The sequence below is a fragment of the Pseudomonas sp. F1_0610 genome (assembly GCF_047470865.1).
Taxonomy (GTDB): Bacteria; Pseudomonadota; Gammaproteobacteria; order Pseudomonadales; family Pseudomonadaceae; genus JAZDRH01.
In genome coordinates, this window is sequence record NZ_JAZDRH010000002.1 from 1 (window position 1) to 15,272 (window position 15,272).

The following is a 15,272-nucleotide window of genomic DNA, read 5'->3' on the forward strand; positions in this document are numbered from 1 at the left end:
GCATGTGTTAGGCCTGCCGCCAGCGTTCAATCTGAGCCATGATCAAACTCTTCAGTTAAATCTTGTGAAGCTAAAAGCTTCTAATTTTGGCTCAGCAATCTAAATAAACTCTTGTGAATTCACAGAGTTACTTGTGTTGCTGATAAATCTTGCGATCCTCAGTCTTTCTACACAAGCACCCACACGAATTGCTTGATTCAATTTTTAAAGAACTGTGATTAAGACAACTCGTCGTCTCAATCGAGGCTGCGTATCTTACAGCAACCTAACTTAGTGTCAAGGATTATTTTAAACTTTCGTTTAACTTCTTTGTGAAGTAAAAACCCTTGAAACTTCAACAAGATCAACCGTTTAACCTGCTACCCTGTTGGTGGACGCGCATTCTACAGCACGCCCATTCATTGTCAACAATTAATTTAAAAAAGATTAAACTTTTTTCGTCTTACGTCTTCTACGCGCACGCTCTACTAAATAAAGCGGTCCTGATAAGGCGTAACAGAAGAAAACTATAAAGAGCACACGTGGCGTATCCATAGAAAGAATGGAAATCGCCAGCACTACGATTAAGATAACAACAAAGGGCACCCGCTCTTTAAAGTTAAAATCTTTAAAGCTGTAGTATTTGACATTACTCACCATAGCCAAACCAGCTGCCGCCACTAAGCCTGCAAAGAAGATTGTTAATATGACGGGAATTTGCTCTCCTGCAAAGCCTGACTTTGCATCAAACACTACTACCGCCCAAACACAGCCTGCCACCACGCCTGCCGCCGCTGGTGATGCCAAACCAACAAACCAACGCTTATCCACCTTGCCAATTTGCGTATTAAAGCGCGCTAAACGCAGTGCAGCACAAGCTGCATAAATAAAGGAAATACTTAAGCCAATATTACCTAAAGTATGCAATACCCATTGATGCGCCAAAAGTGCAGGGGCCAAACCGAAAGCCACCATATCAGCCAAAGAGTCATACTCTGCACCAAATGCGCTTTGCGTATTGGTCATGCGTGCAACACGCCCATCAAGCCCATCCATCAACATGGCAATAAAGATAGCAGCCGAGGCTGAAGTAAAGTCACCTTTAATAGCGCAAATAATTGCGTAAAAGCCGACAAACAAATTAGCGGTAGTGAAAAGATTAGGTAATAGATAGACACCGCGATGCCGCACCTTTTTACCCTCTTCGTCATGCCCTTCTTCTATGTGCTCATCCACAAATGGCACATTCTCTACCCCCGATACTTTTCCGTTTTCTTCGGGACTATTTGACATAAATACACCTTAACTAAATAGAAATGCTTGGCTTATTGTAAGACTCATTGACCCTTTTGTACTAGATTAGTGCAATAGAAACAAAAAAGCGCAGCCGAAGCTGCGCTTTTTGTGATACTGAGCAATGATTAGTTTTTGCTCTTATCCACGATTTTGTTAGCGGCAATCCACGGCATCATTGCACGCAGTTTCTCGCCAATAATCTCAATACCATGAGCCGCATTATTACGACGATAGGCTGTCATTGATGGATAGTTAGCAGCACCCTCTGTAATAAACATTTTCGCGTATTCGCCATTTTGAATGCGTTTTAGTGCATTACGCATAGCTTGACGTGACTCTTCGTTAATTACTTCTGGGCCTGTTACATACTCACCATACTCTGCGTTATTAGAGATAGAGTAGTTCATATTGGCAATGCCGCCTTCGAACATCAGGTCTACAATTAGTTTAAGCTCATGCAAGCACTCAAAATAAGCCATTTCTGGTGCATAACCGGCTTCTACTAAGGTGTCGTAACCAGCTTTAACTAACTCTACACAACCACCGCAAAGTACAGCTTGCTCACCAAATAGGTCAGTTTCAGTTTCGTCTTTAAAAGTAGTTTCAATAATGCCTGTACGTCCACCACCTACGCCGCTAGCATAAGAAAGCGCAACATTTTTTGCGTTGCCTGATGCATCTTGGTAAATAGCGATAAGGTCTGGAATACCACCGCCTTTTACAAACTCAGAACGTACAGTATGGCCTGGTGCTTTAGGCGCAATCATGATTACGTCTAAGTCTGCACGAGGTACAACTTGGTTGTACAGAATGGAGAATCCATGAGCAAAAGCTAAGGTTGCGCCTTTTTTCAAGTTTGGTTCTAGCTCTTCACGGTATAGCTGACCTTGAAACTCATCTGGGGTTAAGATCATTACTAAATCAGCTTGCTTAACAGCATCAGCAACGCTCATTACCTTTAAGCCATGTGCTTCTGCTTTTTTTACAGAAGATGAGTTAGTACGCAGACCAACAACAACATCTACACCTGAGTCTTTTAGGTTGCATGCATGGGCATGACCTTGTGAACCGTAACCGATAACGGCTACTTTCTTACTTTGAATGATAGAGAGATCGCAATCTTTATCATAATAAACTTTCATGGAACACTCCTAAATTAAGCGCTTTGCGCTCTTATTTTAACTATTACAGACTCAGTACTTTATCGCCGCGCGCAATACCTGTTACACCACTACGTACAACCTCAACCACTGAAGCTGCTCCAATGGCTTGGATAAAGCTATCAAGTTTGTCCGATGTACCTGTTAACTGTACGGTATAAACGCTTGGTGTCACGTCAACAATTTGCCCACGAAAGATATCCGCTGTTCGCTTAATCTCTGCACGCTGTGAGCCATTTGCTTTAATTTTGATCAGCATAAGCTCACGTTCAACGTGAGCACTTTCTGACAAATCAACTAACTTAACCACCTCAATTAATTTATTAAGGTTTTTCGTGATTTGCTCAATCACTTCTTCACGGCCAATAGTAGTCAACGTCAAACGTGATAACGTTGGATCTTCTGTCGCCGCTACGGTTAAGCTTTCAATGTTATAGTTGCGCTGAGAAAACAAACCTACAACTCGAGACAATGCGCCCGGCTCGTTTTCCATCAACAAAGAAATAATATGTCTCATGGTTAGGTACGCTCCGTTTTGCTCAGCCACATGTCGCGCATGGCGCCACCACTAATTTGCATTGGATACACATGCTCACTAGTGTCAACCTGAATGTCTAAGAACACCAAACGGTCTTTCATTGCAAAAGCTTTTTCCATTGCAGGTTTTAAGTCTTCTAATTTAGTGACCTTAATTCCCACATGACCATAGGCTTCCACCAAACGCATGAAATCTGGTAACGATTCCATATACGACTGTGAATGTCGACCACCATAATTCATGTCTTGCCATTGACGAACCATGCCTAGTACGCCGTTGTTCAAGTTAATAATCTTCACTGGCAGACCATACTGCAAACAGGTTGATAGTTCCTGAATATTCATCTGGATACTACCTTCACCGGTAACACAGGCTACGTCATCGTCAGGGAAGTTAAGCTTCACACCCATTGCTGCTGGAAACCCAAATCCCATAGTGCCTAAGCCACCTGAGTTAATCCAACGGTTAGGCTTGTTAAAACGGTAATATTGGGCAGCAAACATTTGGTGTTGACCAACATCTGAAGTAACAAAAGCATTACCTTTAGTAACTTCACATAATACTTCAACAGCTTTTTGCGGCTTAATAACCACGCCATCCCCTTCGTTATAAGGGAACATTTTGCGGTTACCGCGCCACTCTTCAATTTGCTTCCACCAACTAGCAATAGCGTCTTTATTTTGCTTATCAGCTTCTTCTTTAACTACTGATAGCATTTCTGTTAGCACGTTATGCACAGGCCCTACAATAGGAATGTCGGCCTTGATGGTTTTTGAAATCGAAGCAGGGTCAATATCAATATGAATAATTTTCGCATTCGGGCAGAATTTGGTAGCACCATTGATCACACGATCATCAAAACGGGCGCCCACGGCAAAAACCACATCACTATGATGCATAGTGACGTTAGCCTGATAACTGCCATGCATACCTAACATACCTAAAAACTGACGATCATCGCCAGGATATCCACCCAAGCCCATTAAGGTATTGGTTACAGGCAAATTAAGTAGTTTAGCTATTTGCGTTAAAGGCTCGGCTGCTCCCCCCATAATTACACCGCCACCTGAGTACAACACAGGGCGTTTAGCAGCGATTAAGAGCTCAACCGCTTTGCGAATTTGCCCTGAATGCCCACGCGTGGGCGGCGAATAAGAACGCATTTTTACTTTGCTTGGATACTCATAAGGATATTTATTAACGGGATTCGTCATATCCTTAGGAACATCAATCACTACTGGGCCAGGACGACCTGATTCGGCAATGTAAAAAGCTTTCTTAATAACTTCTGGAATTTCAGCAGGGTCTTTAACAATAAAACTATGTTTCACAATTGGACGTGAAATACCAATCATGTCTGTTTCTTGGAATGCATCGCTACCTACAAGGTGTGAAGGGACCTGCCCAGAAATCACCACCATCGGAATAGAGTCCATAAAGGCCGTTGCAATGCCTGTAATAGCATTGGTTGCACCTGGACCTGAAGTAACGAATACGACTCCCGCTTTACCGGTTGCACGAGCATAGCCATCAGCCATATGCGTGGCTGCTTGCTCATGACGGACGAGGACGTGCGTAATCTCTGGCTCTTTAAATAGAGCATCATAGATATGTAATACGGCCCCGCCGGGATAACCGTAGATATATTTAACGCCTTGATCGCGCAGCGAGCGGATTACCATTTCCGCGCCTGATAAAAGTTCCACTGTTCACACCTCTAAAACGCCAGAATATTGCTCATCAAGCAATCTGTTTAGGTTACTGCTAGTTCAAATTATGAGCGACTGTGGTCGCCGGCAACTTAGCCTCTTGTTCTGAACAACGCAGTAGCGGGAGCTAACTGTGCTTCCCTAACCCAGTGCGAGGTAACGCGAGAAGGGCCTAGCGGGCGGCGCGGGTACGCACCATTTTTCGAACTACTGCGAGAGCCTTTGTGAAGCTGCATCACAGTGAAGGTCTGATTGTTATTATTAAGCGCCTACAAGTCAAGAAAAAAAAGCTTAAAAATTCTATATTTAACGCAAAACACAAAGAAAAATAGCGCAAAACCTGTATTTTTATAGTTAAAAATTACAAATTTTACGCTATTTCGGCAATTTTATTTCAGTTTTATTCACTAAGCGCTATTCGCTTGCGAAATACACTTTTTATCGACTGGCTTAATCTCGTCCAGCAATCATCATCTGCTCTAGCAATACAGATCCAGTACAAACTGAGGAGCGTCGCTCTAGATCACAGCCAACATCAACAATAGATTTAAACATATCACGCAAATTACCTGCAATGGTAACTTCTTCTACAGGAAATTGAATTTCCCCATTCTCGACCCAAAAACCAGAAGCTCCTCTTGAGTAGTCACCTGTTACCATGTTAATTCCCTGCCCCATTAACTCTGTGACTAATAATCCACGGCCCATTTTCTTGATAATCTGGGTTTGATCAAGCTCACCATGAGTAACAAAAAGATTGCGTGCGCCGCCAGCGTTAGCGGTGCTTGGCATACCTAGTTTGCGTCCAGAATAAGTGCTGAGCATGTAGTTTACTAACTGCCCTTTTTCGATAAAATCTTTATCGTAGGTTGCCAGACCATCACCATCAAAGGCGCAGCTTGATAATCCACCGATTAATTGAGGTCGTTCATATAAACTTAACCACTGCGGAAATAGTGACTGTCCAAGCGCATCCAACAAAAAGGAGGACTTGCGATACAGGCTACCACCTGAAATAGCTTGTAGAAAATGGCCAAACAAGCCTGCCGCTACGTTAGCTGAAAACATAACTGGTGCTTTGCAGGTGGTAACAGGACGCGCACCTAAGCGCGCCACTGTTCGTTGCGCTGCCTGCTGCCCAATACGTTGAGGACTCATTAGTTGGGCCGCATCGCGTGCATAATCATACCAATAATCACGCTGCATCTGCCCTTGTTGCTGAGCAATAACCACACAGCTTAAGCTATGTTGTGTACCTGCTTGTCCTGCAATTAAACCATGGCTGTTACCATAGACTGCACAGCTTGAATGGCTATTTAAGCTGGCTCCTTCGCTGTTGCTAATACGGGCATCAAATGCCAAAGCCGCCTGCTCACAAAGCTGTGCTTGTTCAATAGCCTGCTCTGGTGAAATATTCCATGGATGCCATAAGTCCAACTCAGGAAATTGCGTTGCCATAAGGCTAGCATCTGCCAAACCAGAATACTCATCCTCAGACGCATGACGCGCAATAGCTAGAGCGGCGGCCACTGTCTCTTTAATGGCTTGCGCATCAGTACTGCTAGTGCTAGCCGAGCCTTTACGCCGTCCATCATATAGGGTGATCCCAAAACCTTGATCGCGATTAAACTCAACGGTTTCTACTTCGCCTTGGCGTACACTTGTAGATAATCCTTGACTAAGAGAGACAGACACCTCGCAGGCACTTGCCCCTTGTTTTTTTGCCTGATCAAGAACTTCTTGAACTTTAGTTTGTAAGCCTAATAAGGCTTGCGGCCCCACTGTTTGTACTTCATGCATAATTAAACTCCAAAGCTTGTTTTTGTCACACTAGCAAGCTCTGTTATGATGGCGACAAAATTGCTAGGTATTTTCCATGTCTGACATCATCGACGATGAATTTGAAGAAAAAAGCAAATCGCAAGTAAAACGCGAAATGCTTGAGTTACAAGAGCTAGGTCTACGTTTATCGGCTATGAAACCAGAGCTTTTAGATAAACTTCCACTTAGCAATATGCTACGTAAAGCCTTAGATGATACGGCCAAACACACCAGCCCTATTGCCCGCAAACGCCATAAGCAATACTTAGGCAAGCTACTGCGCGGTCACGATTTAGAAACTATTATGCAACCTGTACGTTTGGCGGATACTAATAGCCGTGAGTACAATGAACGTTTTCATAATCTTGAGCGCTGGCGTGATCGTTTAATTGAGCAAGGCGATGAGGCATTAAATGCTTTTGTTGCACTTTACTCAGAAACCGATATCCAACATCTACGCAGCTTAATTCGCCATGCTCAACATGAGCTAAAACAAAACAAAGCGCCTACAGCAGCGCGTAAAATCTTCAAATACATTCGCGAACTCGATGAAGTTCAACGTGGTTTAAAATAACGTTTTTAAAGCTCGCCTTAGCGAGCTTTTTATTGAGCGGTACCGCCCACTGTAATGGCATCTAGCTTCAATGTAGGCTGACCTACACCAACAGGCACAGACTGCCCTGCTTTACCACACATGCCTATACCTGGATCGAGCTGTAAGTCATGACCTACCATAGATACTTGAGCCATAGCTTCCGGTCCGTTTCCTATCAGTGTTGCGCCTTTAACAGGTGCTGTAATTTTGCCATTTTCTATTAAGTAAGCTTCGCTGGTAGAGAAGACAAATTTGCCACTGGTAATATCGACTTGGCCACCACCTAGACTGGCACAGTACAAGCCTTTTTTAACAGAGCGGATAATTTCCTCTGGATCGCTTTGGCCTGCCAGCATATAAGTATTGGTCATGCGGGGCATAGGCAAATGCGCATAGGATTCTCGACGACCATTGCCAGTACTGGCTAGGCCCATTAGGCGTGCGTTAGTTTTATCTTGCATATAGCCGCGCAAAATACCTTTTTCAATCAGCGTAGTGCATTGTGTTGCAGTGCCTTCATCATCAATTGATAAGGAACCACGGCGATGCTCCAAAGTACCATCATCGACAATAGTACAAAGCGTTGAAGCAACCTGTTCGCCAATGCGTCCACTGTAGGCGGAGCTGCCTTTGCGGTTAAAATCACCTTCAAGCCCATGACCTACTGCTTCATGCAGTAAAACGCCACTCCAACCTGGACCCAAAACCACGGGCAACGTGCCTGCCGGCGCATCAATAGCTTCTAGATTGACTAAGGCTTGGCGCACGGCTTCACGGGCATAACTCATGACACGATCATGCTCTAAAAAGTAGCTATAATCACGCCGTCCACCTCCGCCTGAGCTACCACGTTCACGTCGTCCATTTTGCTCAACAATCACACTGACATTAAAGCGAATTTGTGGGCGAATATCTGCAGCCAAGCTGCCATCCATTGCGGCTACTAAGATATGTTCCCATGAGCCCACTAGGCTAAGACTTACTTGTACAATACGTGGATCTAAGGCACGCGTTGCTAAGTCAACTTGCTTGAGCAAAGCCACTTTATCTTCACGACTCATAACATCAACGGGATTAGTCGCTGGATACAGCGCATTGGCTTCAACCGCACTAAATACCTGTACCTTGCCTTGCTGGCCGGCTTGGGAAATACTGCGTGCGGCCGTTGCAGCCTGTAATAACGCACTTTGATTAATATTATTGCTGTACGCAAAACCTGTTTTCTCGCCTGTTTGGGCGCGCACACCAACGCCTTGATCTAAATTAAAGCTACCTTCTTTAACAATGCCGTCTTCTAATACCCAGGCTTCGCTTAGGCGGCGCTGAAAATAGAGATCAGCGGCATCAATACCAGGTCCTGCTAACTGGGCCAAAATAGGATTAAGCTGTTCAAGGCTTAATCCATTTACAGCTAACAGTTGCTCACTTACCTGCGTTAGGCACTCTGTCATTAAAACTCCTCATTTTGGCTTGAATTTAAGCCTGTTAAAGCAAAACGTTGATGCGTTAGCACTGGCATTTTTTCACGTACTTGTTGTAAATAAGCCAAATCACACTCAGCCGTTAGGATAGCTTCTTCTGTACCTGCTTGGCTGAGAATTTCTCCCCAAGGGCTAACAATCATTGAATGTCCAAAACTAGCACGAGTTGCGCTGTGCTGCCCAGTTTGGTTTGCAGCAAGGATAAAACATTGAGTCTCAATAGCCCTTGCCTGCAATAAAACCTGCCAATGCGCTTGTCCTGTTGGCACAGTAAATGCCGAAGGAACACTAATAAACTGCGCTCCTGCTTCACGTAATGCCTGAAATTGCAGTGCAAAACGTAAATCATAACAAATACTCATGCCCAACTGTCCTACTTGGGTGTTCGCCACCACTAAATTTTGACCTGCTGCATAGTGTTTGGACTCCAAATATTCTTGTTGTTTATCAGAAACTGCTGCATCAAACAGATGAAGCTTGTCATAACGTGCTACTTCTTGACCTTGTGTATTAATCAGTAAGCTAGATGCATAGGGTTTAGTATCCTGAGCTTCTCTTAACAACGGCAGACTGCCTGCCACAATTTCTATTTGTAACTTTTTAGCTTGTGCACTTAGCCAACGCCGAATAACACCGTCACCTTGCCACTCTGATTGTGCAAGTTTAAAGACGTTTTCGTGCCCTAGTGCTGCAAAGTTTTCTGGTAGTACTACAAGCTGCACCTGCTGATCAGCCGCTTGTTTCAGCATTTTTTCTGCTTTTTCTAAATTCTGCTCAATACAATTTGTACTAGAAAGCTGAATTAATGCAATTTTTGCTAACAAAGTCATTCTTTAACTCAACTAAAGGGGAAGATGTTCAAGCTAGATAATGATTGCTAGTATGAGAGAATGGCAAATTGTTTGTAAAAAGTCTTTTTGGGTTTGAGCTTTGAGTATTACATCATTACGTCCCGCACTTTGGCGTCATGCATTTTCTACTGCGACTTTTATTCGTGGTAAGAAATACGCTGAGCAAAACAAAAGTCGCCTATTACAAGTCAATGGCTGCAAAATACAAGCTTGCTGCGATGGTTCACAAGAAATACCCTATCAGCAAACAATTCAACTTGAGCTAAATGACCAACAACAGTTTGATGTGGATGGTCGCTGCACCTGCCCTGTGTCTTATAATTGCAAACACATTGTTTCAGCACTGCTAGCCGCACATAAAGCCTATGGTGAAATTAAATTAACCGAAGCTTCTTTAACTCAAAAGGTTAGTGGCAGGCCAACGGCTGTATTGCACCTAGGCAGCGCTCAGCGCTTAGTCTTTGATAATCGCAGTAATAAAGTTCGTGAGCAATGGCAACATCGTGCGGCTTTACGTTTTAGTTATGAAGGCCATCTGGTGCCTTTGCGCGCACAACAAAACTGGCAGGAATACCATAACCAAACGCAAGCTATAAATTTCCAACGTGATACGGCAGCAGAACAACACCTACGCCAACAGCTGCTTAATCTAGGTTTTAAAGTTGCATTACGACGCAGCGAAGCCTTACCAGAGGAAGCTGGTGAACCTTTTGAACTGGCGTCTGAGCGGCTTTGGTTACAGTTTACTCATCAACACCTAAATGAATTACGCGCCCAGGGCTGGCAAATTCATCAACAAGAAAATTTTTATTTTAACTTACGCCAAATACAGCAATGGCATATTCGCTTAAATGAAGACCCAAGCCATCAATGGTTTGACTTAGAAATGGGTATAGAGGTAGATGGGCAAAATATCAGCTTACTGCCTATTTTGCTGCAATGTATCAAGCAAACTCCCGCTTTGTTAAAAACAGATTTTTTATTTCAAAAACAAGATAATGACGCTCTTATTGTTAATCTGCCTAACCAACAACGACTAGCTTTACCCTATGGGCGAATCCGCCCATTACTCCAAACACTCGCTAATCTTTATGCCGAGCATGGTAGTGCTGATAACGATAAATTACGTTTAAGCCATGCCGATGCAATTAAACTCAATGAGTTTGATCAGCGAAGCGGTATCATTTGGCATGGCGATTTACATCTAAGACAGCTTGCGCAAGACTTACAGAACCTTACGCAACATGAAGTTCAAGTTCCTGACGACTTACAAGCTGACTTGCGCCCTTATCAACTCCAGGGATTCTATTGGTTACAGAATTTAATGCGCTTAGGCATGGGGGGGGTGTTAGCTGACGATATGGGGCTAGGTAAAACCTTACAATTATTAACTCATATTCTGTCTGAAAAGCAGCAAGGCAAACTTAGGCTACCTGCGCTTATTGTAGTTCCTACAAGTTTACTCAGTAATTGGCGTAAAGAAACCGCACGCTTTACTCCTAGCTTGCGCTTACTGATTCTACATGGGCAAGAGCGCGCCCAAGCTTATAACCAGCTAGCAGAGCAGGATATTGTAGTAACCACCTACTCCTTGCTTTCACGTGATCAAGCTATTTTAGAAGCTCAAGCTTGGCATCTAATTGTGCTCGATGAGGCACAAAATATTAAAAACCCACGTAGCAAAGGCGCTTTAGCATTACGCGATTTCACAGCAAAACAACGTATTGCTTTAACAGGCACACCTATTGAAAATAATTTAGGAGAACTTTGGTCGTTATTTAACTTTGTACAACCGCACTGGCTAGGCGATCAAAAAACCTTTAATCAACAATACCGTTTCCCTATTGAAAATAATGCCGATGAAGAACGTTTGCAGCATCTCACAGGGCGCTTAAAACCTTTTATTTTAAGACGCACTAAAGAACAGGTTGCCCCAGAACTACTAGGCAAAACTGAACATATTATTCGCGTTGAGTTAACTGATTTACAGCGCGATCGTTACGAAACGCTGCGTTTAGCTATGGATAAGAAAGTTCGCGCAGAAATTCAAAATATGGGCTTGGCCCGCAGCCATATCACTATCTTAGAAGCCTTATTGCGCCTACGCCAAGTATGCTGTGATTTACGCTTAGTTGATCCCGAAACTACAGCGAGCTTCGCCGACTCTGCCAAACTACAAGCCTTATTAAAACTGGTCGTACGATTACGTAAAGAGCGCCGCCAAATTTTAATTTTTTCGCAATTTACCCAAATGCTTAGCCTTATTGAGCAAGTACTGGCGGCACAAGGCATTAATTACACTCAATTAACAGGAAGCACTGTAGATCGCACTACACCTGTTGAGCTTTTTCAAAGCGGGCAAGTACCTGTCTTTTTAATTAGCCTTAAAGCTGGCGGTGTTGGTCTGAACCTAACGGCTGCTGATGCCGTGATTCATATTGATCCTTGGTGGAACCCAGCAGCAGAAAACCAAGCCAGTGACCGCGCTTACCGTATTGGGCAAGATAAAGCTGTGGATATCTATAAACTGATTGCACGAGGCAGTGTTGAAGAGAAAATTCAGCAGTTGCAACAGCGTAAAGCCGCCCTCTCACAAAGCGTACTGGTGCAAGGCGCCAGTAATAAGGCCACGCTAGATGCGCAAGATATTGAGAATTTACTGGCCCCATTACATGAACCAAACCAACCTACAACTAAAGCAATTTAAGCAAACAGAGTGTTGCTTAAATCGTGATTATGCAGAATGGCATAAAGGCCGTAAATACTACTGTGTTTGGTGTATTTTGATCGACCAAGAAGACATAGTACAGCGGGCTAAACTAGCCCAACAGCTACTGCACCCAGCATTGCATAGCCAAACTCAACGCCAGCTGCATATTAGCCTATTTATAAATGGTTTTATTGGCTTAGAGGCCAGTTATAACGATGATATCTCAATAAGCTGTTTACAACGTCAAATAAACGACTTAGAACAACTAAAGCTTGCCCCATTTAGCCTAATAGTTACGGGCTTAGATAGCTTTGCTAGCGCAGCGTTTTTACAAGTTGATGCAAGCGCAGAACTTAAATTATTGCGGGAAACTTTATCAAGCGCTTCTGAAGTTCGTTTTCAAGCTTACATTCCTCATATTACGCTAGGGCTTTATAAATTACCGCTTTGTCAAGATCAATTGCTGGCTTATCGTAACTATTTAAATACTCAAACTTTAACGTTAAACGTGCGTTCTATTTCTTTATGTTTGTACAATGCTAGTGCTCTATTTTCCTCTTTAGAGGAAATATACCGGTTAGAACTACATCCACCTAACACATGAAGTAAGCACTAACTCTCAAAGTCATAAAAAAATACAATTTAGCTAGATGGCTCCTTAGTTTCTTGTTGAGACACTGATCTTCCACAGCTACCCTACAATTTCTTTAACTATACTTACTAACCCAATCTTTCTTAATGGAGCATGAGACCAATATGGGTAATCATTCAGAAGATAAAAAACAAGCTAAAAAAAATACTGAACATACCAGCACTCCTGCTTCCAATGACACAACTGAACTTGAGACCGTGCCTACTATTACAGAGCAAGTGCATACAGGTCCAGGTGAAGAAGAGCACATTAGCTTGCCTGCCGAGCTACTGGCCGAAAATAACGACGACGAGCCTTTATCTAAGTCCTACCCTTACCCTAAACGCATGAAACGCTCAGTTTATGAGCGTGAAAAACGTATTTTGCAAATTGAACTACTAAAAGTACAAAAGTGGGTTAAAGAAACCAATCAACGCATTGTTTGCTTATTCGAAGGGCGAGATGCGGCGGGTAAAGGGGGAACTATTAAGCGTTTTATGGAACACCTTAACCCTCGTGGAGCTCGTGTTGTTGCGCTAGACAAACCCACACCAAAAGAGCAAGGCCAGTGGTATTTTCAGCGCTATGTCCAGCAATTACCTACATCCGGTGAAATCACCTTCTTTGACCGCTCATGGTATAACCGTGCTGGTGTAGAACGAGTAATGGGCTTTTGTAATGAAGACCAATATCTGGAATTTATGCAGCAAGCGCCTGAGTTTGAGCGTATGCTGGTTAAATCAGGCACTATTTTATTTAAATTCTGGTTCTCTGTAAGTCGACAAGAGCAACTACGTCGTTTTAGCTCACGTCAGACAGATCCATTAAAACGCTGGAAATTATCGCCTGTTGATGTTCAATCACTCGATCGTTGGGATGACTACACAGAAGCAAAAGATGCTATGTTCTTTCATACCCACACCACAGATTGCCCATGGACTATTATTAAATCAGATGATAAAAAACGCGCACGTTTAAACTGTATTCGCTATTTTCTAACGCAATTAGACTACCCTGGCAAAGATTTAGAACGCATCCGCGAAACTGATCCTAAACTAGTCAAAGAGCCTAAAGCCCAGTACCCCTCTAAAAAATAGCTGACTTCAGGCGCTGCTAACCCTGCACCCAAGTGTTAGCAGCATCTATACCTTATTTGTAGTGTATAAAATCTTAGCCTGTAACTGTTTTAGCTTAGTTAGCACGCGCTGGCGATTTTTACCTACTTTAAGGTAAATAGGTAAGCTATGACTAGCGCTACGACACATGCCCTCATTTGGCTTTTGCCGTAAATCTGCCGCAACATAGGCTTGTAAATACCTTAAGTGTTGAGGGTTAAGTGCCCAGATTAGCTGCTTAGGCGCTAGCTCGACGCATAAATAAAACGGTAAATTAAAGAAAGGATCACATCCTTCTCGCTTGGCTTGTTGCCGATAGCTCCAATAAGTTGCATTCACCTTAACCTGCCCTTGTACCTTTTGATTACAATGGGGGCAACTAACATTATACTTATTAAAACAAGCGTTTTTAGCTGCAATAGGCACATTAAAGTAACGCCCACAATGGCCGCACTGCCCTTGTGAGTAAGTGTCATAAAGACATTGCCTTTGATAGCTATTAATCCATGCACAATGATCACAGCTAACATAAAAACTGTTATCCCGCTTATAGAGTTTAGCTAGCTGCTCACACTGTGGACAGCACAGCCAGATCGCTTCGCCTCGGTAAAGGCATGTGCGTATATCAAAATAATAAGCGCTTTTATCAATAAAGCTCGACATACAAAACTATGGGGTTGCAATTAGTCTATTGAGTTCGCCATATAGTACTTTGTTACGCTCTATTTCAATTTCCAACAAGGCTCTAGCCTTGGCTATTTTATCGCGATTACTCAAACGTTCCGCCTTCATAAATTGATTGTCAAAAATGTGATGAATAGCCTCTGCAGATTTACTTTCACACTCTGCGGTTAAAATTCCTGCTTTATGTGTATTAAATTGCGCTAGTAGTTGTTCTTTCTGCTTATAAAAATCAGCTATTTCTTTTTCATATTTTACCTGAGACATAGTCGTATTATCTCTTTTGGAAACTGAAGGCTTTTCCAGTAACTGCATTAAGCGATCTTCTAAATATTGCAAACGATTAGCTCTATGTTGCATATCTACTTTTATTGACCCTTTATTACATGCCGCACCAGGCGACGGCTGCACTACCACTAGCTCCTTATTGAAATCGCTACTGGTCAGGTCATTAATATGTGTAACACTGCTATAACACTTAGTCGGCGTGTCTGATAAGGTGATTTGGTCACCCTCTTTACAAACAAAAAAATAACGTGCAGTTTTTTCTGGCTCTTTAGCCTGCACCTTTAACGGGCAAGCAGCCCACATACTCGTAGACAACAGGCTAAAAATAGCCACACTGAGTCCTAATTTTAATTTCATTACCTAAACCTACCTTGGAAATTTTTGCCATCCTATCACCAATTAGGCAATTAACTTTTG

At 43.0% G+C, this 15,272-nt stretch carries 13 protein-coding genes; 4 read left to right on the plus strand and 9 right to left on the minus strand.

Features of this window, described 5'->3' with window-relative positions; translation table 11 throughout:
* Positions 1-426: 426 nt before the first annotated feature.
* The 5 genes from pssA to pmbA form a co-directional block, all read right to left on the minus strand.
* A complete protein-coding gene (pssA, locus tag VQ643_RS01245) occupies positions 427-1,272 on the minus strand; it encodes a CDP-diacylglycerol--serine O-phosphatidyltransferase (RefSeq protein WP_414197445.1) in 846 nt (281 codons plus the stop codon).
* 128 nt (positions 1,273-1,400) lie between these two features.
* The gene (ilvC, locus tag VQ643_RS01250) at positions 1,401-2,417 is read right to left on the minus strand and encodes a ketol-acid reductoisomerase (protein ID WP_414197447.1); all 1,017 of its coding nucleotides are present in this window, start codon (positions 2,415-2,417) and stop codon (positions 1,401-1,403) included.
* A gap of 43 nt (positions 2,418-2,460) precedes the next feature.
* Complete coding sequence (gene ilvN, locus VQ643_RS01255) at positions 2,461-2,952, minus strand: acetolactate synthase small subunit (protein ID WP_414197449.1); 492 nt, start codon at positions 2,950-2,952, stop codon at positions 2,461-2,463.
* 2 nt (positions 2,953-2,954) lie between these two features.
* Positions 2,955-4,679: an acetolactate synthase 3 large subunit gene (locus VQ643_RS01260; RefSeq protein ID WP_414197451.1), complete on the minus strand. Its 1,725-nt coding sequence runs from the start codon at positions 4,677-4,679 to the stop codon at positions 2,955-2,957.
* A gap of 453 nt (positions 4,680-5,132) precedes the next feature.
* A complete protein-coding gene (pmbA, locus tag VQ643_RS01265) occupies positions 5,133-6,482 on the minus strand; it encodes a metalloprotease PmbA (RefSeq protein WP_414197452.1) in 1,350 nt (449 codons plus the stop codon).
* A 76-nt stretch (positions 6,483-6,558) separates the two neighbouring features.
* Here pmbA and yjgA point away from each other — a divergent pair, with 76 nt between their 5' ends.
* A complete protein-coding gene (gene yjgA, locus VQ643_RS01270) occupies positions 6,559-7,077 on the plus strand; it encodes a ribosome biogenesis factor YjgA (protein ID WP_414197453.1) in 519 nt (172 codons plus the stop codon).
* Between the two features lie 29 nt (positions 7,078-7,106).
* On the opposite strand, the gene tldD is transcribed toward yjgA, so the two are convergent.
* Together tldD and VQ643_RS01280 are read right to left on the minus strand one after the other, a co-directional pair.
* A complete protein-coding gene (gene tldD / locus VQ643_RS01275) occupies positions 7,107-8,549 on the minus strand; it encodes a metalloprotease TldD (RefSeq protein WP_414197454.1) in 1,443 nt (480 codons plus the stop codon).
* Positions 8,549-9,409, minus strand: coding sequence for a carbon-nitrogen hydrolase family protein (locus VQ643_RS01280; protein WP_414197455.1), 861 nt, complete (start codon positions 9,407-9,409; stop codon positions 8,549-8,551). Before VQ643_RS01280 ends, tldD begins: the two co-directional genes overlap by 1 nt.
* Positions 9,410-9,509: 100 nt before the next feature.
* On the opposite strand from VQ643_RS01280, the gene VQ643_RS01285 reads away from it, so the two are divergent.
* The 3 genes from VQ643_RS01285 (at position 9,510) to ppk2 (ending at position 13,868) form a co-directional block, all read left to right on the plus strand.
* On the plus strand, positions 9,510-12,137 hold the full coding sequence (locus tag VQ643_RS01285; RefSeq protein WP_414197456.1) for a DEAD/DEAH box helicase: 2,628 nt from the start codon (positions 9,510-9,512) through the stop codon (positions 12,135-12,137).
* The gene (locus VQ643_RS01290) at positions 12,103-12,744 is read left to right on the plus strand and encodes a 2'-5' RNA ligase family protein (protein WP_414197457.1); all 642 of its coding nucleotides are present in this window, start codon (positions 12,103-12,105) and stop codon (positions 12,742-12,744) included. The genes VQ643_RS01285 and VQ643_RS01290 overlap by 35 nt, the downstream gene beginning before the upstream one ends.
* Positions 12,745-12,896: 152 nt before the next feature.
* The gene (ppk2, locus tag VQ643_RS01295; RefSeq protein WP_414197458.1) at positions 12,897-13,868 is read left to right on the plus strand and encodes a polyphosphate kinase 2; all 972 of its coding nucleotides are present in this window, start codon (positions 12,897-12,899) and stop codon (positions 13,866-13,868) included.
* Between the two features lie 45 nt (positions 13,869-13,913).
* Here the strand turns inward: ppk2 and VQ643_RS01300 are convergent, their stop codons facing one another.
* Entirely contained in the window at positions 13,914-14,549 is a 636-nt protein-coding gene (locus VQ643_RS01300) for a hypothetical protein (RefSeq protein WP_414197459.1), read from the minus strand.
* A gap of 6 nt (positions 14,550-14,555) precedes the next feature.
* On the minus strand, positions 14,556-15,212 hold the full coding sequence (locus tag VQ643_RS01305; RefSeq protein ID WP_414197460.1) for a hypothetical protein: 657 nt from the start codon (positions 15,210-15,212) through the stop codon (positions 14,556-14,558).
* Positions 15,213-15,272 lie beyond the last annotated feature (60 nt).